Genomic DNA, 19,791 nt, shown 5'->3' on the forward strand with positions numbered 1-19,791 from the left:
TCTGGGGTATGATCGAGCACCTTGCACAGCCCACAGGCCCCGCCATGCCCACAGTCCTGATTACCGGTTGCTCCAGCGGCATCGGCCGCGCCCTTGCCGATGCCTTTCGTGATGCCGGTCATGAGGTCTGGGCCACCGCGCGCAAGCCCGAAGCCGTTGCCCAACTGGCTGCAGCGGGCTTTACCGCGCGACAGTTGGACGTCAATGACAGTGCCGAGCTGACACGCCTCACAGATGAGCTGCAAGCCAGCCATGGCGGCCTCGATATCCTCATCAACAATGCCGGCTACGGCGCCATGGGCCCTGTGCTCGATGGCGGTGTCGATGGGTTGCGCGAGCAATTCGAAACCAACGTGTTCGCGCTGGTTGGGGTCACTCGCACGCTGTTCCCGCTGCTGCGGCGTAATCGCGGCCTGGTCATTAACATCGGTAGCGTCTCTGGCGTGCTGGTGACGCCATTCGCCGGTACTTATTGCGCGTCCAAGGCGGCCGTGCACGCGCTGAACACCGCGCTGCGCCTGGAGCTGGCGCCGTTTGGCATTCGCGTGATGGAAGTCCAGCCCGGCGCCATCGCTTCGCAATTTGCCAGCAACGCCCAGCAGCAGGCTGAACACCTGATAGCGGCGGATTCACCGTGGTGGCCGCTGCGCGAGCACATCCGCGCGCGAGCGCGCGCCTCGCAGGACAAGCCAACGCCAACCGCCGAGTTCGCCCAAGGCGTGCTGGCGGCAGCGGGCAAGTCACCGGTGCCGGCCCTGGTGCGGCTGGGCAACGGCAGCCGGGCGCTGCCACTGTTGGCGTGGCTGCTGCCGCGACGTTTGCTCGACAGCATCCTGCGCAAGCGCTTTGGCCTGTTACGACCGCTCTGACAGCCAAGCCTTCGGCGGCGCCTCGGCGAACGCTTGCCAGCCGCCACCGAGCGCCTTGTACAAGCCGACCATCGCCTGCGAGACGGCCGCCGAGCTATCGATCCACTGCTCTTCGCTGGCCAGCAGCGCCGTCTGCACCGTGAGCACGTTGAGAAAGTCCACCGCGCCTTCCACGTACTGCTGCTGAGCGGTGTCCAGGGCGATGCGGTTTTCGCGCACGGCCTCGGCCAGGTGATCGCGGCGCAGCTGGCTGGCGTTGTACAGGCGCAGCACATCGTCGATTTCGTGCCAGGCGCCGAGCACCACCTTGCGGTAGTTCAGCGCGGCCTCCTGCTGCTGCGCTTCACGCAACTGCAGCGTGCCCTTGAGCCGGCCACCTTCAAAGATCGGCAGCGACAGTTGCGGGCCAAAAGCAAACCGTCGTGAGTCCCAGCCGCCAAAGTCCGCCAATTGCAGGGCCTGCATACCGACGTTGCCCGACAGCCGAATACGGGGATAGAAGTCCGCCTTGGCCACGCCGATGCTGGCAGTTGCCGCATGCAGGCGCGCTTCGGCCTGGCGAATATCCGGGCGGCGCTCGGCCAACTCCGACGGCAAGCCAACTGCAAAGCGCTGCTGCGGCACCGGCAGTTCGCCCGGCGCCAGCAGCTCGGCCTGCAAACTGCGCGGCGGCTCGGCGGCGAGCAGGCTGAGGGCATTGATCAGGTCGTCACGCCTCGCTTGCAAGGTAGGTAAACGCGCTTCGATCGAGGCAACCTGAGCGCTGGCCTGGGCGACATCCAGGCGCGTCGCGACGCCCTCGGCCTGACGGTCGCGGGACAGTTGCAGGCTGTGCCGGGCGACCTTGAGATTGTTTTCGGTCACCTCCAGCGTTTGCTGCACGGCACGCAACTGGATGTAATCGCCGGCGGTCTCTGCAAGCAGCGCCAGCAACACGCCGCGGCGGTCCTCCTCGGCAACCGCCACGCTCGCATCGGCAGCTTCCACCTGACGACGCACCCGGCCCCACAGATCCAGCTCCCAGCCCGCAATCAGATCGCCCTGCCAAAGGTTGTAGGCCGATTTGCCGGCATTGCCGGACGGATCATTCAGACCCTCGGCACTGTTGCGCGCGCGACTGTAGCCGGCATCCAGACCTAACGAAGGCGTCTCGTCAGCTGCAATCGTGCTGCGCAGCGCGCGGCTTTGCAGCAGGCGCGCACTGGCAATCTGCAGATCGAGGTTGTTGGCGGCGACGCGCTGGATCAGCGCGCTCAGCCTGGCATCGTGAAAACTCTCCCACCAACGCACTTGCAGTGGTTCGGCCAAGGGCTGGCTGGCGGCGGCCTCACCTTGCACCGGCGCCCATTGCTGTGGAGCCTGGCTGGCCGGGCGCTGAAAATCTGGGCCCAGGCTGCAACCGGCCAATGCGACAGCGAGCAGCAACGGGCTGAAGCGGACAAGTGCACTCATCGCGTGCTCACCTGCTGGCTGTCGAGCGAATCGCCCTGTGTGTCGATAGTGACCACCACCGACATGCCCACGCGCAGGCGCGACAGCAACGGCTGGCCATCATCGAAAACGATCTTCACCGGTATCCGCTGCACAACTTTGGTGAAGTTGCCGGTGGCGTTGTCGGGTTTGACTGCGGCAAAGGTCACGCCGGTGGCAGGGGCGATGCTCTGCACATGGCCTTTGAGGGTCACGTCGGAATAGGTATCGACGCTGATGCTGACCGGCTGCCCCGGTTGCACATGGGTCAGCTGGGTTTCCTGGAAGTTACCGACCACGTAGGCCTGCTCCAGCGGCACCACCGACAGTAGTCGGGCGCCGGGGGTGACATAGGCGCCAACCCGCAGGGCGCGCTCGCCGACCATGCCCGCTACCGGCGCAGTAATGCGGGTGTGCGACAGGTCCAACTGGGCCTTGTCGACACCGGCTTCAGCGCGCTTGAGCTGGCCATCGGCGCTGGCGACCTGGGCCGTGAGAATATCCACCTGCTTGCGCGTCGCTACCAATGCGGCCTGGCTGTTGGCTTGTTGCGCCCGCGCCTGATCGACCCGGCTGCGCGCTTGTTGCGCGTTCTGCACGGTGCCCGCGCCCTGCTCGGCCAGGCGGCCGTAGCGTTTGACCTCCTGTTCGGCAAACGCCGCCTGCGCCTGAGCCGTCTTGAGCGCGGCCTCGGCCTGGGCGATCAGCGCAGCCTGGCGTTCGAGGGTGGCGCGCGCATCGGCGCTCTGCGCCTGGGCGACCAGCACCTGTGCCTGCGCGGCGGCCAACGCCGCCTCATAGTCGCGGGCATCGATGGTGGCCAGCAGCTGACCAGCCTGGACCTGCTGGTTGTCTTCGACCAGCACCTCCTGGATAAACCCGGCAACCTTGGGCGCCACCACGGTGTAGTCCGCGCTGACATAGGCATCGTTGGTCTGCTGCCGGTGATCACTGCCCAGCAGCCACGGCCCAACCAGTGCAGCCAGCACAGCCACGGCCAGCACCGAGCCGATGACGATAGTCTTGCGATTGTTGCTCATGTTCAGTGTTCTCGAATTCAGTCGGGTTCAGGCCACCGCGCGGGGTGGGTAGACCCGGGTGGGCGCAAAAGGAATCAGGCAAATCAGGATCACGGCGACGCAGGCCAGCAGCAGGTAGAGGTCGGCCGAGGTCAGCACCAGCGCCTGCTGGTGCACGCGCTGAGCCAGCCCGGCTGTGCGGTCATCAAGCAGCGGTGCATTGCCCAGGCTGTCCACCAGGTGATTGGAATGAAAGTGCCGGCGCAGCGTGCCGACGGCTTCCAGCAGGCCCGCAGCGATCACTGCGGCAAGACCTTTGACGGTGTTGAACCAGGCCGAAGCGAACGGCCCTTCCTGCGGCGACATGCCGTTGGTGGACAGCATCAGCAACGGCAGCACGGCCATCGGTTGGCCGAACACCTGCAACAGGTAAAAGCCGTAGAAATCATTGCGAATCCACTGCGAGGTCAACTGGCTGCTGCCCACACAAGACAGCGCCAGCATGCCCAGGCCCAGCGCCAGCACCCAGCGGCAATCCACCGCGCGGATGTTGCATAGCGCGGCCGTCAACGGCAGCGCGATCAGTTGCGGCATCGCCACCAGCAGCATCAGCGGGCTGGACTGCGCCGGCCGGTAGCCCTGAATCTGCGCCAGGTACGCCGAAGGGATCGAGCCCAGCCCGGACAACACAATCAGCACCCCGGCGAGGGTCAGCAGGGCAAAACTCAGGTTGCGCCGCGAGAGCATGCGCAACTGAAAGAACGGCACCGGCTCGGACCACTCGTTGTACATGAACAGCAGCAACAGCAGCAGGCCGCCGCCAAGCAGCCAACAGATCAGCGGCGAGTCCAGCCAGCCCCAGCGGTCGCCCAGCGACAACCCGAGGACGATGCAGCTCAGTGCAGGCAAGCCCAGCAGCACGCCGCGCCAGTTGAACTGCTTGAAGCGCTCCAGCCGCAGCGGGTCCTGCGGCAGGCCCCAGGCCACACAGGCCATGGCCAGCAGCGACGGCAGGATGATCTGCCAGAACGCCCATTGCCAGCCGACGTATTCGGTCCACAGGCCCGCCAGAGGTGTGCCGAGATTGGGTCCGAAGGTGGCGGTCAGGGCATAGCAGGCCAGGCCATAGACTTTGATCCCCGGTGGCAGAAAGCGCAGCGCCACGCTCATCAGCATCGGCGGCAAGGCGCCTGCTGCCAGGCCCTGAACAATCCGCAGCAGCATCAGGCTGTGCAGGTTCGGCGCGTAGGGTTGCAGCAGGCCCAGCAGGGCAAACACGGCTATTGCGCAAAGGGTGAAGCGACGCAGGGAAAAGGTCGTCGCCAGCCACGGCGAAAAGGCCATCGCCGACACCGACGCAGCCGCATACACCGCCAGCAACCAGGCGCCCTCGTCGGCACCGATGCCCATCGCGCCGCGAATGTCGTTCAAGGAAATCTTGGTGACCGCCTCGTTCAACCCGGCGCAGAGCACAGCCAGCAGCACACCGAACAGCCCGACCACCACGCGCAGGCCAAATGCGGCCTGAGCGGGGGCGGTAGCCGCAGGGGTGGCGGAAAGCGAGGTCATATCAGGGAAATCTCCAGCAACAAATTGCACTGGAGGCATTTTAAAAAGATCGAATGCTTACGAAAACTGACTTATCGCCAGCTTTAAAGTGCGTCAGACGCAATCCGCTTGTGTCTTGAGTTCAAGGTTCAAGCCCGCAACAGGCCTTCAAGGTCTGGCGCAGCCAACGGTGCGCTGGGTCGCTATCAAAGCGCGGGTGCCAGGCCTGCATGACATTGACCCGCTCCAGCGCCAGCGGGATCTCGAACGAGCGCAGCGGCAGGCCGAGCTTGCTGACACTGCTGAGAATATTCGCCGGCATCGGCAGGATCAGGTCCGAATCGGGCAGAGAAAACAACGCCGAGTGGAAGCTCGGGGTGATCAGCGCTACCCGCCGCTGCACCTTGCAGTGGGCCAGTTCGACATCGATCGGCCCGTTGGCGCGCCCCCGGCGCGATACGCTGATCTGTGGATAACTGGCAAAGCTCTGCGCGGTCACCGGCTCGGCGAAGATCGGATGGTCCTGCCGCGCCAGGCCGATATAGAACGTCTGAAACAGGCTCTGGATCTTGATCTCCGGGCCCAGATCGACAGTCGAGCTGATGATCAGGTCGGTGCGCCCGTCACGCAGCACACTGTCGTCGTCCCCGCCTGGGCTTTCCGGGATGAAGCGCAGCACCGTGCGCGGCGCCTGCTCATGCATCATGCGCAGCAACTGCGCGCCGTACAGGGCAATGAACAGGTCATTGGTGCGGATGTTGAAGGCGCGGTCGAGGCTGGCCAGATCGACCGTATCGGCACTGCGAAAGACCTGCCCGGCCTGCTCTACCAGCACGCTGACCTGCTCGCGCAGGGCGAGCGCCCGTGGCGTCGGCACCAGGCCACGACCGGCGCGGACCAGAATCGGGTCACCGAGCGCATCGCGAATTCGCCCCAAGGTCCGGCTCATCGCCGCCGGGCTCAGGTTCATCCGCTGCGCAGCACCGACCACACTGCCCTCATCAAGCAAGGCATCGAGGGCAACCAGCAGGTTCATGTCCGGGAGTTGCATGGCCGGTTTCCGTGACTGTTGTGGGAATGTGCATGTTAACAGCTCGCACGATTGCGCCAGACGCAACGACGCCGTGCGTGCGGGGCCATTTATCCACAGCTGGCGCTCAGCTCAGAATGGCCTGCCGGCCACATCGCCTCGCGAGGACCCCCTATGCTCCGCTCTGTACTGATCGCCATCGACGCATCCCCTGCCACCAGCAACCTGCTGGCCCTGGCGCAGCGCTTCTGCCGCCCCGATCTGCACCAGTTGCATGTGCTGCTGGCGATCGACTCGACCTTCGCCGTGCACGAGCAACCCGCGCCCTTCACCCAGGCTGAGCGCGAGGAATACCCAGCTGCCTGCGAAGAGCAGCAACACGCAGAGGCCGCCATCGCCGCCGCGGTACAGACCTTGCGCGCTGCCGGCTTTGCAACCGACGGCAGCCTGCGCGCCGACCAACCGGTAGACGCCATCGTCGCTCAAGCCCAAGCGCTGGACTGCGAACTGATCGTCATGGGCCACCGCCACCTGTCACGGCTGGGTCGGCTGCTGGATCCATCGATCAGCGCCAAGGTGCTGGATCGGGTCGAAATACCGGTGCTGGTGGGGGTGACGGATTAGAAGCTTGCGTCTGGTTCGAGTACGCCGGGGGCGCTGCGCACCCCTTTCGCGACACAAGGCCGCTCCTACGGGGACCGTGTAAGTTGATCGTGCGCGGTCACCTGTAGGAGCGGCCTTGTGTCGCGAAAGGGCCGCGAAGCGGCCCCAGCAGTAATGGACACTATGGCGTTCGCTACTTTCCACCTGGCCTCACCACCACCGTACAAGTCGTCCCCGCAGCCAGCAGAAACCCCTCCGGCACGGCATCGATATGAATCCGCACCGGCACGCGCTGGGCCAGACGTACCCAGTTGAAGGTCGGGTTGACATCGGCGATCAGCTCACGGCTTTGTGGGTTGTCGCGGTCGTAGATGCCGCGGGCGATGCTCTCGACATGGCCGCTGAGGCGTTCGCCACTCATCATCTGCAACTCGGCCTGATCGCCGACACGCACGTGCGGCAGCTTGGTCTCTTCAAAAAAGCCGTAGACCCAGAACGAGTGCTCGTCGACCACCGCCATCACCGGCTCACCGATGCGCGCATAGTCGCCGCGGTGGACGTTGAGGTTGGTCACGTAGCCGTCGACGGTGGCAAGGATGCGCGTGCGTTTCAGGTCCAGCTCGGCGGCGGCCAGCTGCGCAAGGGCCTGCTGGTAATCGGCCTGGGCCGAGTTGGCGATGTTGCTAGCGTCGTCGCGGTTTTCCTTGGAGATCACCAGGTTGTCGAGGTCGGCCCGGCGCTTGGCGTTGACCTTGCGCATCTCCCAGGTGGCCTTGCGTGAAGCCACCAGCGCCTTGGCCTGGTCGAGCGCAACCTGGTAATGCTCGGCGTCGATCTGGATCAGCACATCGCCCTTCTTGACCCGCTGGTTATCGCGCACCGGCACATCGGTGACGTAGCCCGGCACATCGGCGGCGACATTGATGATGTCGGCGCGCACGCGGCCGTCGCGGGTCCACGGGGTAGTCATGTAGTGCAGCCACAGCTGGCGGCCGATGGCCACGGCTGCGACCAGCACCAGCAGGGTGGCGATCAGGCTGAAGAACTTTTTCATCGAGGGGTTCTCACCAGTAGACAGTCAGCGCCAGCGCGCCGAAGAGGCAGATGAACAGGCACAGGCGCAGCAGCGCCGGGTGCCAGAAGAAGCGGTAGCCGTCATGGCTGGCGATAAACCGGTCCAGGCCCCAGGCCAGTCCTGCGGCAAGCAGAAACAACAAGGTCATGGTCGGCATGTACACACCATGGAAGGCAATTTCACGGGGCATGCGGCAGTCCTTGCGCCAGTGGCGATTGCGGGTCGAGCAGCGAGCTGCGGATGAAGTGCAGGTAGCTCTGCGCACGGCGCAGCAGCGAGGTGTCGAAGTGCCGGGCGAACGGCTCGTCGGTGGCCTGCACGCGGCTGATGGCGTGGTCGACGGCGACCAGCGCGCGTTCATGGTTGCTGGCGCTGGGCTGCAGGAACAACCGCGCCAGGGCACGGCCCATGACTCGGATCGCCTGGCGCCACGGCTGCGACTCGGCATAGGCCGGGTGCACGGGCGCGTTGTGTTGCTCCTTGCGCAGCTCGATCACGGCGTGGCCGATTTCCAGCACGACGAACATCCAGCGCATCAGTTGGCTCTGCACCTGCGGCTTGCCGGCAGCCAGGCCGTAGGCTTGATGGAGCAGGTCGCGGGTGCGGCTGTCGAAGGCCGAACCGAGCCCGCGCAGGCGCCCACCGATGGCGAACAGCACCTGCTCGCGCAAGTCCTGCTCCAGCCGGCTCCATAACCAGCGGCTGTTCGGCGGCAGGATGATGGCCCCGGCGGCGGCGCAGACCAGCATGCCCAGGAGCATGCCGATGTAGTCGTTGATGAAGGTGTACGGGTTGTAAACAGTCAGGTTGTTCGGCACCGAGCCGATCGCGAAGAACACCAGCAGGCCGATCCCATAACCGGCATAGGCTGGTCGCGACGAGAGAAACGCGCCAAGCACGAACACCGGCGCCAGCACCATGCACAGCAGCGGGAAACCGTCGATCCAGGGGAACACGAAAAAGGTTTCGAAAAAGCCGATGAAGGCCCCGAGCAGCGTGCCGCAGGCCATCTGGAACGACATGCGTTTGGGGTTTGGCGAAGCAGCCGATAGACCGGCGGTGACGGTCGCGATCAGGGTCATCATCGCCCCGCTCGGCCAGTCGCTGAGCAGCCAATAGCTGCCGAGCAAGAGCAGTACCGCCGAGGCGCGCAGGCCGGCCGCCAGCGACACCAGCCAGTTGGTCCGCGACACGTACGGTTCGTCCCACTGCTCGCGCTGGTGGCGGTGCGCCGACAGTGAGGCGTGGGTCTGGGCATAGCTGAACTTCTCGTCGACCAGGCGATAGAGCAGCTCAAAGGCCGTATGAAAATCGAGCAGCTCGGCTTCGCTGGGATGGGTTTGCAGATACTCGCTGCGCAGGCCGCGCACCTGGGCTTGCAGGCCATCTTTGTAGGCGGCCAGTTCGAGGGTCAGGCGCAATGCGTCGGCTTCGGTCAGGGCCCGGCCCACGTAGGGTTCGAGCAGCTCGACGAGGGTTTCCAGGCCCGGCTCGATGGCGCCGACAATCTGCAAAGGGCCGCGCGCGCGCAGCCGTTCGAGCAGTTGATGAAGGGCATTGAAGCGGGTGCTGATGGCCATGAACTCGCTGTTCATGCGCACCAGTCGGCCGCTGCGACGGCGCATGTGCGGGTCTTCGAAGGCGGTGACGTTGCGCAGGCTCTCCAGGCCCACCGCCTCGGCGATGAAGCGCACATTGCTGGCCTCGAAACGGTCGCGCGGAGTGTTGCCGCGCAGCGCCTCGACCACCACCCCGGCAAACACGCCAAAGCGCTGATACAAGGCGTTGCGCATGGCGGCGCTGGCCGACTGCGGCAGGATCGCCGCGCTGACCAGAGTCGACACGAGGATGCCCAGGGAGATTTCCAGCACCCGCCACACCGCCGCCATAAAGGCTTGATCGGGGTGCTCCAGTACCGGCAGGCCGATCATCGCTGCGGTGTAGCCGGCCAGCACGAAGCCATAGGCACGAAAGGTGCGATAGCGCATGGCCCCGGCCGAGCACAGGCCGACCCACAGCGCCAGGCTTGGCAAGAACAGCTCGCTGTTCTGCGGGAAGATCGCAATCAACGCGACCATCATCGCCGAGCCCGCCAAGGTGCCTAACACACGGTAAAAGCTCTTGGCGAAGACATGCCCACTCTGCGGCTGCATGACGATGAACACGGTGATCATCGCCGTGCGCGGCTGCGGCAGTTCCAGGCGCATGGCCAGCCACAGGGTAATGAACGCCGCCACCAGCACCTTGAAGATGTACACCCAGGTCACCCCGTCGGTGCGCGCCCAGGCAAAGAAGCCGCGGCGCCATTCCAGGCTGTGCAGCCAGTTCCAGAGCAGGCTCATCGGCGGTCGCCAAGACGATCGACTATGGCCAGGCTGGCCGGCGGTTTCGGCGCGGCCTGTTGCGCTGGCGCGGGCACGTCGTCCCCGGCCTGCAAGCCGCCGCCCAGCGCCGTGACCAGCTCGGCGTGAGCAGTCAGGCGCGCGGCCTGTACCTGCTGCTGAATCTGCTGCTGGCGAAACAGCAAGGTCTGCGCATTGAGCACGTTGACGTAGTCGGTCAGGCCGCGCTGGAAGGCCACCAGGGCGATATCGTAGGTCTTCTGCGCGGCGGCCACCGACTGCTCGGCGAAGTGCGCCTGCTCGTGCATCGACTCACGGCGGATCAACTGGTCGGAGATGCCTTTCAACGCGCCGACCACCGTCTGGTTGTAGCGCGCCACCGCCACGTCATAACCGGCCGAAGCCACCCCCAGCTGCGCCCGCAGGCGGCCGCCATCGAACACCGGCAGGCTGATCGCCGGGCCGACGTTGTAGTTGAACTTGCGCCCGCTGAGAAACGCCAGCGCACCACCACCGGTGGCCATGAACCCCAGGCTGCCGACCAGATCGACATTGGGCATGAAGCTGGCGTGGACGACTTCGATACCGCGCGCCTGAGCCGCCACCTGCCACCGCCTGGCGACTACATCCGGGCGCTGGCCGACCAGTTCGGCGGGCAGTGTCGAGGGCAATTGCAGCGGCGCGGCGAGGGCCAGAGTCGGCCGCTGCAACTGCGCGCCCTCGCCCGGGCCTTTGCCTGCTAACGCTGCCAGCTGGTTACGCGCCAGGGCAATCGCCTCGTTGACTGCATCCAGCTGGCGGTGGGTTTCGGGCAGCGGCGCCTCGGCCTGGCTGACTTCGAAGTGGGTGCCGATGCCGCCGTCAAGGCGACGCTTGGCCAGGACCACAAGCTGCTCCTGCTGCTCAAGCTCGGCCTGGACGATGTCGCGCTGAGCAAAGTGCAAGGCAAACTGGATGTAGACCTTGACCAGGTTGTTTTCCAGCTCGAGCTGGGCCTGCCGCGCTTCGGCCACGTTCATGTGCGCGAGGTCGAGCGCCTGCTCGCTGGCACTGCGCTCACCGCCCCACAGGTCGAGTGCGTAGCTCAAACCAAGGCCAGCGTTGTTGTCCCAGGTGTTGGCACCCGACAGCGCACCGGGGCCGTAGAACTGGTCCTCCGGCCAGTTGTGCCGTTTCAGGTTTGCCTGGCCATTGCCCTGCAGCTGCTCGGCCGCTTGACTGACACCGGCCAGTGCCCGCGCTTCGCGGACCCGCGCGGCGGCCATGGCCAGGCTTGGGCTGCCGGCTATGGCCAGTTCCAGCCAGCGATCCAGCTGGCGATCGCCATAGGCCTGCCACCACTGCTGGCGCGGCCAGTGGGCGTCCGTGGCGGCCTCGGCGATGGCGTGGTCAGTGAGCAGGGTGTTGGCTTGCAGCGTCTGGGTTTGCGGGGCGATGCCCCAGGTTCCGATACAGCCCGACAAGGTCAGGCTCAGGGCACAGGCACTGAGCGCATTCAGCGCTCCGATGATGCGACGCGGCACAGCTGCGATTTCCCGAGAAGTGGATGAGGCCGGGCAATTCTAGGGGGCCGCCGGACTGGCGATAAGCGCATAATCCTGCGAATCTTTGTTACCAAAACAGCGATAATCCGCCTTTGGTCGAAGCAACGAATTCGTAACTTCATGTCACAATTTCGGCCTCTATTTTGAGAGTGACCCATGGACACCCTGCAAAACATGCGTGCGTTCAGCTGCGTGGCCCAGCTGGGCAGCTTCACCGCCGCCGCTGTGCAACTGGATACCACCACCGCCAACGTGTCGCGAGCGGTCTCCAACCTGGAAGCCCATCTGCAAACCCGCCTGCTCAACCGGACCACCCGGCGCATTGCCCTGACCGAAGCGGGCAAGCGCTACCTGATGCGCTGCGAGCAGATCCTTACCTACGTCGAGGAAGCCGAAGCCGAAGCCAGCGACGCCCATGCGCGGCCCGGTGGGCAGTTGAAGGTGCACTCGATGACTGGCGTCGGCCAGCACTTCGTGGTCGATGCCATCGCTCGCTATCGCGAAACCCACCCGGACGTGACCTTTGACCTGACCATGGCCAACCGCGTCCCGGACCTGCTCGACGAGGGTTACGACGTGTCGATCGTGCTCGCCAGCGAGCTGCCCGACTCCGGCTTCGTCTCGCAGCGGCTGGGCATCACCTACAGCATCGTCTGTGCCTCGCCGGAATACGTCGCCCGCCACGGCATGGCGCACAAGCCGGCCGATCTGCTCAAGCACGCCTGCTTGCGCATGGTCAGCCCGGTCATTCCGCTGGAAAAATGGCTGTTCGACGGGCCTGAGGGCCAGGAGCTGGTCAACATCAACAGCTCGCCGTTTCAGGTCAACTCGGCCGACGCGATGAAGACCGCGATCCGCTCGGGTATGGGCGTGGGCGTGCTGCCGATCTACTCGGCCATTGATGGCCTGCGCGATGGCAGCCTGGTGCGGGTGATGCCGGACTACCGCCTGCAGGAGCTGAACCTGTACGCGATCTACCCGTCCCGGCAATATTTGGATGCCAAGATCAAGACCTGGGTCGAGTACCTGCGCAACTCGCTGCCGGAGATCCTCGCCGCCCATGAAGCCGACCTGAAAACCCACGAGCTGCTGGTTGCCCACTGAAAAAGCTGCTGCATTGGGGCCGGGACCAATGGTAGGTTGCTATGCATTGTTCTGGCGCCAGCCTCGACCTACGCGGTCGAGGCCGGCATACCCGTAGCGCCTTGCAGAGAGTTGCCGATGAAAAAGACCGTCCTGGCCTTCAGCCGCATTACCCCGGCCATGGCCGAGCGCCTGCAGCACGACTTCAACGTGATCGTGCCCAACCCCAAATTGGGTGACATCAGCGCCCAGTTCAACGAAGCACTGCCAGAGGCCCACGGCCTGATCGGCGCTGGGCGCAAGCTCGGCCGCGCGCAGCTGGAAGGCGCGGCCAAGCTGGAAGTGGTATCGAGCGTATCGGTCGGCTACGACAACTACGACGTCGACTATTTCAACGAGCGCGGCATCGCCCTGACCAACACCCCCGACGTGCTCACCGAAAGCACCGCCGACCTCGGCTTCTCGCTGATCATGGGCTGCGCCCGACGCACCGCCGAGCTGGATGCCTGGACCAAGGCCGGCAACTGGAAAGCCACGGTCGGCCCGGAGCGCTTCGGCACTGACGTACACGGCAAGACCCTCGGTATCATCGGCATGGGCAATATCGGCGCGGCGATTGCCCGGCGTGGCCGCTTTGGTTTCAACATGTCGATCGTGTATGCCGGCAACAGCCGCAAGCAGGCACTGGAACAAGAGCTCGGCGCGCAGTACCGCAGCCTCGAGCAACTGCTGGCCGAAGCCGACTTCGTCTGCGTGGTGGTGCCGTTGTCGGAGGCTACGCGCAAGCTGATCGGCGCCCGCGAGCTGCAACTGATGAAGCCCAGCGCGTTCCTGATCAACATCGCCCGCGGGCCGGTGGTGGATGAGGCGGCGCTGATCGAGGCGCTGCAGGCCGGGACCATTCGTGGCGCGGGCCTGGACGTCTACGAGCATGAGCCGCTGGCTGAGTCGCCGTTGTTCCAGCTGCCCAACGCGCTGACCTTGCCGCACATCGGCTCGGCCACCGCCGAAACCCGCGAGGCGATGGCCAACCGCGCGCTGGACAACCTGCGCGCAGCGCTGCTCGGCGAGCGCCCGCGGGATTTGGTCAATCCGCAGGTTTGGAAGCACTGATCACTACCGTTGGGGGCCGCTTCGCGCCCCTTTCGCGACACAAGGCCGCTCCTACAGGGACCCGTGTAGGAGCGGCCTTGTGTCGCGAAAGGGCCGCAAAGCGGCCCCGGCGATCTGAAGGTTACGGCGCCACCGCTACAGCTTCGGGCCGCTTGACCTTGGGCTTGCGAAACACCAGCACGTTGCCTGCCATCACCGCCACCAGGCCCAACAACGCTGGCGTGGTCCATTGGTAGCCTTCGGCAAACGCCGACACGTTCAGCGCTACCAGCGGGAACAGCACCGTGCTGTACGCGGCCCGCTCCGGGCCTATGCGCCCAACCAGGGTCAGGTACGCGGTAAAAGCGATCACCGAACCCGGTATCACCAGGTACAGCAGCGAGCCGATGTAACGGCTGTTCCACTCCATGTCGAACGGAATCCCGCGCAGCACGCAGTACATTCCCAGCATCCCGGCACCGTAGAGCATGCCCCAGGCGTTGGTGGTCAATGGCCGCAGCCCGGCTTTCTGCTGCATGCTCGAGAGCATGTTGCCTGCCGAAAAACACAACGTGCCAAGCAAGGCCAGGCCGATCCCGTACAAGGTTTCGCGGCTGGCGCCGTGGCTACTCAGTTCTGGCGAAAACAGCAGCCCCAGCCCGAACAGGCCCAGTGCACCGCCGGCCAGCACGTTGCTGGCGATGCGCTGGCCGAAGAATATCCGCGCATTCAGCGCATTCCACAGGGTTGCCGTGGAGAACACCACCGCCAGCAGGCCGCTGGCGATCCATTGACTGGCGGTCAAAAAGCACATGAAGTTGACACAGAACAGGCACAAGCCCTGCGCCAGGCAGATCAGATGCCCGCGCCGGTTCATCGGTTGCAGGCGACGGGTGAGCACCAGGATGACGAACAGCAGCAGCCCGGCCAGGGCAAAGCGGTAGACGATCGATACCGGGATGGCGACCACCCCCAGCTGCAGTTTCAGGGCGATCCAGGTGGTACCCCAGATGAGTACGGTCAGCAGGTACAGCGACAGGTTCATGGCGGGACTCTCTGGCAAGGCATGACGATGCAGGCAGTGTCCGGCTCGGCTGCTCAAGGCGCTTGCACAAACTTGCGCTTTTGCGTCGCCAGCGGCTGCCATCCGCGCGCCAGCGCAGTAGGATGGCAATCAGAGGATTTCACCATGACCCCATTCAGCCAGTTGCAAGTCTTCAACGTCATGCATGCGGCGCCCAACGCACGCCTGGAGCACAGCGTGCAGCTGGCTGACGGCCTGTCGGCGGCGGTGTGGAGCAACCGCGACGACGCCCGCGATTATCAGGCGCCGAGCCACCACACGCTGTCGTGCTACATCAGCGACGGCACCGGCACCTTTCGCCGTCAGCGCCCTTCGGACAAGGGCGCCCCGGACAAGCTGTGCATCATGCCAGCTGGCTCCGAGTCGAACTGGGTAGTCAACGGCTCGATCCGCCTGGCCCACCTGTACATCAGCGAGGAACAGTTCGCCCTCGGCTGCATTCGCCTGCTCGACCGTGAACCGCGGGAAATGCAGCTGCGCGAAGCGACCTTCGTCGATGACCGCGAGCAGGCGCAGCGCTTTCGCCAGCTGATCGGCATGGCCTGGGACGAACCCGGCGAACGCCTGCTGGCGAGCAGCCTGGCGCATGCCATCGTCGACCATGCGGTGCTCAGCCAGGCCGGGCTGCGCCAGGGCTTACGCCTCAAGGGCGGCCTGGCGCCAAGTGTGCGCCGGCAACTGGCCGAGTACATCGAAGCGCACCTGGACCAGCCGCTCAGCCTCGGCGAGCTGGCGCTGCGCTGCAACCTCTCCGAATACCACTTTGCGCGGATGTTTCGTGCAAGCTTCGGCCTGCCGCCGCATCAATACCTGCTGGCCCGCCGCCTGCAGCGTGCTTGCCAGATGTTGCGTTACGGCCAACAGCCCTTGCTGCAGATTGCCCTGCACTGCGGTTTTGCCAGCGCCAGCCACTTCAGCAACCGTTTCCGCCAGGCCTTTGCGGCGACGCCTGGCGAATACCGGGCAGCCTGGCGCGGTTAGAACTCCAGGGTGGTCGACAGGCTGACCTGGCGCGCATCGCCAACAGCAACGAAGTAACTATTCACTGCCGAGCTGTAATAGACCTTGTCGAACAGGTTCTTCACGTTCAGTTGCAGACGCACCTTGTGCTCGTCGAGCTGGGTTTCGTAGCTGGCGAAGGCATCGGCCACGGTGTAGGCCGGCAGGTCGAAGTCATTGGCCGCGTTGCCGGCACGCTCGCCGACATACCGGGCGCCAGCGCCCAGGCGCAGGCGGTCGCCGCCGAACAGGCTGCCGTAGTCATACACCGCCGACAGCGAGCCACTGTTGCGCGCCACGTTCTGCAAACGCTTGCCCTTGAGCTCTGGATCCTTGGTCACTTCAGCATCGGTGAAGGCATAGCTGCCGATCAGGCTCCAGCGCTCGCTGAGCTGGCCGCTGAGGTCCATCTCAAGCCCACGCGAGCGAACTTCACCGGCGTTGCTGTAGATGATCGTGCCAGTGTCGCTGGTGCCATTGGCGACCAGGACATTGCGCTTGGTGATGTCGAACAGGGCAATGTTGCCAGTGAGCTGCCCAGGCATGTCCAGCTTGGCCCCCAACTCCCACGACTTGCCCTCCTCCGGAGCGATGCTGCCATCCAGCGTGAGGGTCTGGCCAGCGCCGACGCTGATCGGCGCGATGGTCGAGTTGGGCTTGAACGACTCGCTGTAGCTGGCATACAGCGACAACTGCTCATCGACCTTGTACACCACGCCAGCATTCGGCACCCAGGTCTGGCCATTGCTGTCGGTGTTGGCCTTGAACGGGCGGCCGCGGCCGGCGTACTGGTCATACTGCTGGAAGCGCGCGCCGGCCACCAGAATCCAGTGATCATCGAGGTGCAGCGCGTCCTGCACGAACAGCGAGTCGGTGCGCAGCTTGTCGGTCTGGTCGCTGTCGCTGGCGCGCACGTTGCTGCCTTCCACCTCCTGGCCATACACCGGGTTCTGGTAGCTGAAGGTCGAGCGGCTGGTCTGGCGGATCAGGTCGCCGCGAAACACCTTGCGGTCTTCGTGATCAAGGCCGAGCAGCAGGTCATTGCGCAGCCCGGCCAATTCGAGGTTGCCGTTCAGGCTGACGGTGGCGAATTGGTCGCGGCTCATCGCGCCGTGGGTGCCATCGATACTCCGGGTCAAGGTGCCACGCGCCTCGTTGACGCCGGTCACGCGGACCTGGCTGGCATCGTAGGTTTCGCGGTTGAAGCTGTAGCCGGCATGGACCTTCCAGTCGTCGCTGAGCTGGTGGTCCAGCTCGAGCCGGTACAGGTCGCTGCGCCCCTGCATGTCGTTGAACGGCTCATCAAGACGCCGGGTTGCCGGGATATTCAACGGGTGGCCATTGCTGCCGAAGGCGGTACCGCGGTCGAACGGATAGAGAAACTCGCGGTGCTCGTAGGCCAGCACCACTTGCGTATCCTCGCCCAACCAAGCCAGCGACGGCGCGACCATCGACTCGCGGTGCACGCCGTAGTTGCGCCAGTAGTCTTCGTCTTCGTGGTCGACGATCAGCCGGTAGGCCAGCGGCGTGTCGCCCAGCGCGCCGGTACTGTCGAAGCCGCCGCCGCTGCCGTTCTTGCCGCTGCCGTAGGTCGAGCCGCGCAGGTTCAAGGCGTTGTACTGCTCCAGTTGCGGGCGCTTGCTGACCACGTTGATCACCCCGCCCGGGTCCTGGATGCCATACAACAGCGAGGCCGGGCCCTTGAGTACTTCGACCCGCTCGGTGCTGGCATTGAGGCTGCGCCCCTGCACCAGCGGCATGCCGTCGCGCATGATCGAGCCGTCGCGGTTGTCGCCAAAACCGCGTTTCATCACCGTGTCCGCAGTGCCGCCGAAATTGTTGCCCTGGGTGATGCCGCTGACGTTGGCCAGGGCATCGTCCAGGTTGCGCGGCGCCTGGTCGCGGATGACCTGGGCCGGGACCACGTTGATGGTGTGGGGGATGTCCTGCACCGCGCCCTGGCCGCGCATGATCGAGGCGTTGGCGGGGGGTTGATAGCTGTACAGGTCGCTTTGCGAGTTGACGTTGATCGCCTGCAGGTTGAGCGCACCGGAAGTGTCCACCGGCTCCAGCGTAAGGGTGCGTGCATCGACGCGCCGCCAGCTCAGGCCGGCATTGCCCAGCAGTTGCTGCAAGGCCTGTTCGGCGCTGAGCGAACCGCTCAAGGCCGGGGCCTGCAGGTCGGGCAGTTCGACGGTATAGACCAGGCTCTGGCCGGTGGTACGGCTAAAGGCGTTGAGTGCTGCCGGCAACGGCTGGCTGGGCTGGGCGAAGCTGTACAGCTGTGCTTGCGCCGCAGCACTGGCAGGCGGGGCAACGACGGCGCCGGACAGGCTGGCAAGACCCAGCCAGAGGGGAACGCAACGCGAGGTGAACTTCATGGACGCTGACCTGAAAGAGGGGTGATCGCATGCGAATGAATCGCTTTTCACTCACTACACGGATGGCGTCGCCGGTTACCTCACAACAATTCGCAATTATTTTTCAGAGCCGGCTGATGATGTGAGCAAAGTCAGCCGGCCGAGCAACGTCTGCCGCGAGAAACCCACCACCTGGCCCAGCGAATCCAGCGCCAGCAGCGGCTGATTGGCCGGGATGCTGGCACTGACCAAGCGCTGGCCCAGGGTGTCATCGAGCAGCACGATCCGCCCTGGGTAATAGCGACGCAGGTCTTCCAGCACGTCGGCCAACGGCACCTGTTGATAACTTAGCCAGCCCTGACGCCAGGCCAGGCGGCTGTCACTGTCGACGGCTTCGATTTGCCCGGCGCGGCCTGCGGCATAGGCCAGTTGCTGATTGGCCGTCAGCTCGCGGGCCGACTGACCTGCCGTCGGCGTTACTGCAACGCGGCCGCTGCGCACCGTAACCTGGGCGCCCTCGCCTTGCTCGCGTACTTCGAACTGGGTGCCGAGCACGCGCACTTCACCGCCAGCGGCGTCGACCAGAAAGGGCTGACCGGTGTGGGTCACCTGGAAGAACGCTGCGCCGCGCAAAAACTGAATCCGCCGCTCACCGTGATCGAAGTCGACCGCCACCGCGCTGCCCGCATCCAGGGTCATCTGCGAGCCATCGGCCAGGGTGATTTGCTGCAACTCAGCGCCACTGCGGTAGTCGGCCTGGGCATCCTGCAACCAATGCTGCGGCTGCCAGCCGCCGACGCTGCCCAGCGCCAGCAGCAGGCAGGCGGCGGCAGCCAAAGCACCACCACGACGGCCCCAGCGCTTGGGCTGGCGAGCCTGGCGGATAGCGTCCAGGTAAGGCTGCAGACTGGCCTGCTGTTCTTCGGCCAGTTTGGCCGCCGGCAGTTGGCTCAGTTGCCAGACATGCTCTGCGTGCGCATACGCCGCGCGATTGGCCGGGTCGGCCAGCAGCCAGCGTTTGAACGGCGCAGCCTGGGCTTCGCCTGGATTGTGAATGATGCGGTTCAGCCAATGCAGCGCCGCCTGCTCGGGAGCCTGGCTGCTTGGCTCGGTGTGGCTGGTCATCGGCCGCCTCCTGGCCTGCGCGGCGCGGCAACGCTTGCCTTGCACGCTTCGAGGGCGCGCATCATATGCTTTTCCACAGCGCTCTGGGACAACTGCATGGCCTTGGCGATTTCGCCGTAGGTGCAGCCGTGGACGCGGCTGAGCAGAAATATCTGCCGGCTGCGCTCGGGCAGGCCTCGCAACGCGGCCTCGATCCGCTGCAGATCATGCTCGGCGGCCAGCGCCTGCTCTGGCGCCGGGCTGTCATCGGCAACCGGCAAGCCTTCGACTACTCGGCCACGGCTGCCCTCACTGCGCAGGTGGTCGATCGCCAGGTTACCGGCGCAGCGCAGCAGGTAGATATCCAGTGCTTCGACCTTGACCTCGGGCCGGCGCCAGAAGCGCAGGAACAACTCCTGCACCAGGTCCGCCGCCGTCGCCCGGCAGCCCACCCGGCGGCTGACCAGTGCTTCCATGCGCCCGCGCTGGGCGAGAAACACCTGGACGAAGCGCGCCCGGCCACTGGCGGCGTCGGCGTCTGCCGGGTTGCTGGGCGTTGGCTCGTTCAA

17 protein-coding genes are annotated in these 19,791 nt (G+C 65.2%); 5 read left to right on the forward strand and 12 right to left on the reverse strand.

The genetic code is table 11. From position 1 onward, the window contains the following. Positions 1-44 precede the first annotated feature (44 nt). On the forward strand, positions 45-869 hold the full coding sequence (locus tag K3F44_RS15270; RefSeq protein WP_103438516.1) for an SDR family oxidoreductase: 825 nt from the start codon (positions 45-47) through the stop codon (positions 867-869). Here the strand turns inward: K3F44_RS15270 and K3F44_RS15275 are convergent. From K3F44_RS15275 to K3F44_RS15290, 4 genes are all read right to left on the reverse strand, one after another. After that, the gene (locus K3F44_RS15275; RefSeq protein ID WP_220632522.1) at positions 855-2,321 is read right to left on the reverse strand and encodes an efflux transporter outer membrane subunit; all 1,467 of its coding nucleotides are present in this window, start codon (positions 2,319-2,321) and stop codon (positions 855-857) included. The two genes, K3F44_RS15270 and K3F44_RS15275, sit on opposite strands and share 15 nt — an antisense overlap. Then, positions 2,318-3,379, reverse strand: coding sequence for an HlyD family secretion protein (locus tag K3F44_RS15280; RefSeq protein ID WP_220632523.1), 1,062 nt, complete (start codon positions 3,377-3,379; stop codon positions 2,318-2,320). Before K3F44_RS15280 ends, K3F44_RS15275 begins: the two co-directional genes overlap by 4 nt. A 27-nt stretch (positions 3,380-3,406) precedes the next feature. Then, the gene (locus tag K3F44_RS15285; RefSeq protein ID WP_101322056.1) at positions 3,407-4,927 is read right to left on the reverse strand and encodes an MFS transporter; all 1,521 of its coding nucleotides are present in this window, start codon (positions 4,925-4,927) and stop codon (positions 3,407-3,409) included. Between the two features lie 121 nt (positions 4,928-5,048). Then, complete coding sequence (locus K3F44_RS15290; RefSeq protein ID WP_220632524.1) at positions 5,049-5,957, reverse strand: LysR family transcriptional regulator; 909 nt, start codon at positions 5,955-5,957, stop codon at positions 5,049-5,051. Positions 5,958-6,110: 153 nt separating this feature from the next. Between K3F44_RS15290 and K3F44_RS15295 the strand changes: the two genes are divergently transcribed. After that, entirely contained in the window at positions 6,111-6,560 is a 450-nt protein-coding gene (locus tag K3F44_RS15295) for a universal stress protein (RefSeq protein WP_101322058.1), read from the forward strand. A 172-nt stretch (positions 6,561-6,732) separates the two neighbouring features. Here K3F44_RS15295 and K3F44_RS15300 read toward each other — a convergent pair whose 3' ends face one another. The 4 genes from K3F44_RS15300 to K3F44_RS15315 are packed head-to-tail and all read right to left on the reverse strand — an operon-like array spanning position 6,733 to position 11,479. Next, complete coding sequence (locus K3F44_RS15300; protein WP_150573823.1) at positions 6,733-7,593, reverse strand: HlyD family secretion protein; 861 nt, start codon at positions 7,591-7,593, stop codon at positions 6,733-6,735. 10 nt (positions 7,594-7,603) lie between these two features. Next, positions 7,604-7,804 carry a DUF1656 domain-containing protein gene (locus tag K3F44_RS15305; protein ID WP_101322060.1) on the reverse strand — a complete coding sequence of 67 codons (201 nt, stop codon included), beginning with the start codon at positions 7,802-7,804 and terminating at the stop codon, positions 7,604-7,606. Continuing rightward, positions 7,794-9,956 (reverse strand): FUSC family protein, encoded by a 2,163-nt coding sequence (locus K3F44_RS15310; protein WP_220632525.1) that lies wholly within the window; start codon positions 9,954-9,956, stop codon positions 7,794-7,796. Before K3F44_RS15310 ends, K3F44_RS15305 begins: the two co-directional genes overlap by 11 nt. Beyond that, positions 9,953-11,479 carry an efflux transporter outer membrane subunit gene (locus K3F44_RS15315; RefSeq protein WP_220632526.1) on the reverse strand — a complete coding sequence of 509 codons (1,527 nt, stop codon included), beginning with the start codon at positions 11,477-11,479 and terminating at the stop codon, positions 9,953-9,955. The genes K3F44_RS15310 and K3F44_RS15315 overlap by 4 nt, the downstream gene beginning before the upstream one ends. Positions 11,480-11,656: 177 nt before the next feature. Here K3F44_RS15315 and K3F44_RS15320 point away from each other — a divergent pair, with 177 nt between their 5' ends. Together K3F44_RS15320 and K3F44_RS15325 are read left to right on the forward strand one after the other, a co-directional pair. Further along, positions 11,657-12,604: a LysR family transcriptional regulator gene (locus K3F44_RS15320; RefSeq protein ID WP_101322063.1), complete on the forward strand. Its 948-nt coding sequence runs from the start codon at positions 11,657-11,659 to the stop codon at positions 12,602-12,604. A gap of 117 nt (positions 12,605-12,721) precedes the next feature. Next, positions 12,722-13,696: a D-glycerate dehydrogenase gene (locus K3F44_RS15325; RefSeq protein ID WP_101322064.1), complete on the forward strand. Its 975-nt coding sequence runs from the start codon at positions 12,722-12,724 to the stop codon at positions 13,694-13,696. A 121-nt stretch (positions 13,697-13,817) separates the two neighbouring features. Here K3F44_RS15325 and K3F44_RS15330 read toward each other — a convergent pair whose 3' ends face one another. Then, complete coding sequence (locus K3F44_RS15330) at positions 13,818-14,720, reverse strand: DMT family transporter (protein ID WP_220632527.1); 903 nt, start codon at positions 14,718-14,720, stop codon at positions 13,818-13,820. Between the two features lie 144 nt (positions 14,721-14,864). Here K3F44_RS15330 and K3F44_RS15335 point away from each other — a divergent pair, with 144 nt between their 5' ends. Beyond that, on the forward strand, positions 14,865-15,740 hold the full coding sequence (locus tag K3F44_RS15335; protein WP_101322066.1) for a helix-turn-helix domain-containing protein: 876 nt from the start codon (positions 14,865-14,867) through the stop codon (positions 15,738-15,740). Here the strand turns inward: K3F44_RS15335 and K3F44_RS15340 are convergent. The 3 genes from K3F44_RS15340 to K3F44_RS15350 form a co-directional block, all read right to left on the reverse strand. Continuing rightward, positions 15,737-18,139: a TonB-dependent receptor gene (locus tag K3F44_RS15340; RefSeq protein WP_220632528.1), complete on the reverse strand. Its 2,403-nt coding sequence runs from the start codon at positions 18,137-18,139 to the stop codon at positions 15,737-15,739. The genes K3F44_RS15335 and K3F44_RS15340 overlap by 4 nt on opposite strands. A gap of 96 nt (positions 18,140-18,235) precedes the next feature. Next, positions 18,236-19,243: a FecR domain-containing protein gene (locus K3F44_RS15345; protein WP_220632529.1), complete on the reverse strand. Its 1,008-nt coding sequence runs from the start codon at positions 19,241-19,243 to the stop codon at positions 18,236-18,238. Further along, positions 19,240-19,791, reverse strand: coding sequence for an RNA polymerase sigma factor (locus tag K3F44_RS15350; protein ID WP_220632530.1), 552 nt, complete (start codon positions 19,789-19,791; stop codon positions 19,240-19,242). The genes K3F44_RS15345 and K3F44_RS15350 overlap by 4 nt, the downstream gene beginning before the upstream one ends.

It is taken from the genome of Pseudomonas sp. S07E 245, assembly GCF_019599025.1.
GTDB classification, from domain to species: Bacteria; Pseudomonadota; Gammaproteobacteria; order Pseudomonadales; family Pseudomonadaceae; genus Aquipseudomonas; species Aquipseudomonas shirazensis.

What these genes read in the sequence shown, in the direction of transcription:
- K3F44_RS15285 (WP_101322056.1), bottom strand. Translation starts at nt 4,927, where the DNA reads ATGACCTCGCTTTCCGCCACCCCTGCGGCTACCGCCCCCGCTCAGGCC.
- K3F44_RS15275 (WP_220632522.1), bottom strand. Translation starts at nt 2,321, where the DNA reads ATGAGTGCACTTGTCCGCTTCAGCCCGTTGCTGCTCGCTGTCGCATTG.
- K3F44_RS15305 (WP_101322060.1), bottom strand. Translation starts at nt 7,804, where the DNA reads ATGCCCCGTGAAATTGCCTTCCATGGTGTGTACATGCCGACCATGACC.
- K3F44_RS15295 (WP_101322058.1), top strand. Translation starts at nt 6,111, where the DNA reads ATGCTCCGCTCTGTACTGATCGCCATCGACGCATCCCCTGCCACCAGC.
- K3F44_RS15345 (WP_220632529.1), bottom strand. Translation starts at nt 19,243, where the DNA reads ATGACCAGCCACACCGAGCCAAGCAGCCAGGCTCCCGAGCAGGCGGCG.
- K3F44_RS15310 (WP_220632525.1), bottom strand. Translation starts at nt 9,956, where the DNA reads ATGAGCCTGCTCTGGAACTGGCTGCACAGCCTGGAATGGCGCCGCGGC.
- K3F44_RS15335 (WP_101322066.1), top strand. Translation starts at nt 14,865, where the DNA reads ATGACCCCATTCAGCCAGTTGCAAGTCTTCAACGTCATGCATGCGGCG.
- K3F44_RS15330 (WP_220632527.1), bottom strand. Translation starts at nt 14,720, where the DNA reads ATGAACCTGTCGCTGTACCTGCTGACCGTACTCATCTGGGGTACCACC.
- K3F44_RS15280 (WP_220632523.1), bottom strand. Translation starts at nt 3,379, where the DNA reads ATGAGCAACAATCGCAAGACTATCGTCATCGGCTCGGTGCTGGCCGTG.
- K3F44_RS15270 (WP_103438516.1), top strand. Translation starts at nt 45, where the DNA reads ATGCCCACAGTCCTGATTACCGGTTGCTCCAGCGGCATCGGCCGCGCC.
- K3F44_RS15340 (WP_220632528.1), bottom strand. Translation starts at nt 18,139, where the DNA reads ATGAAGTTCACCTCGCGTTGCGTTCCCCTCTGGCTGGGTCTTGCCAGC.
- K3F44_RS15325 (WP_101322064.1), top strand. Translation starts at nt 12,722, where the DNA reads ATGAAAAAGACCGTCCTGGCCTTCAGCCGCATTACCCCGGCCATGGCC.
- K3F44_RS15320 (WP_101322063.1), top strand. Translation starts at nt 11,657, where the DNA reads ATGGACACCCTGCAAAACATGCGTGCGTTCAGCTGCGTGGCCCAGCTG.
- K3F44_RS15290 (WP_220632524.1), bottom strand. Translation starts at nt 5,957, where the DNA reads ATGCAACTCCCGGACATGAACCTGCTGGTTGCCCTCGATGCCTTGCTT.
- K3F44_RS15300 (WP_150573823.1), bottom strand. Translation starts at nt 7,593, where the DNA reads ATGAAAAAGTTCTTCAGCCTGATCGCCACCCTGCTGGTGCTGGTCGCA.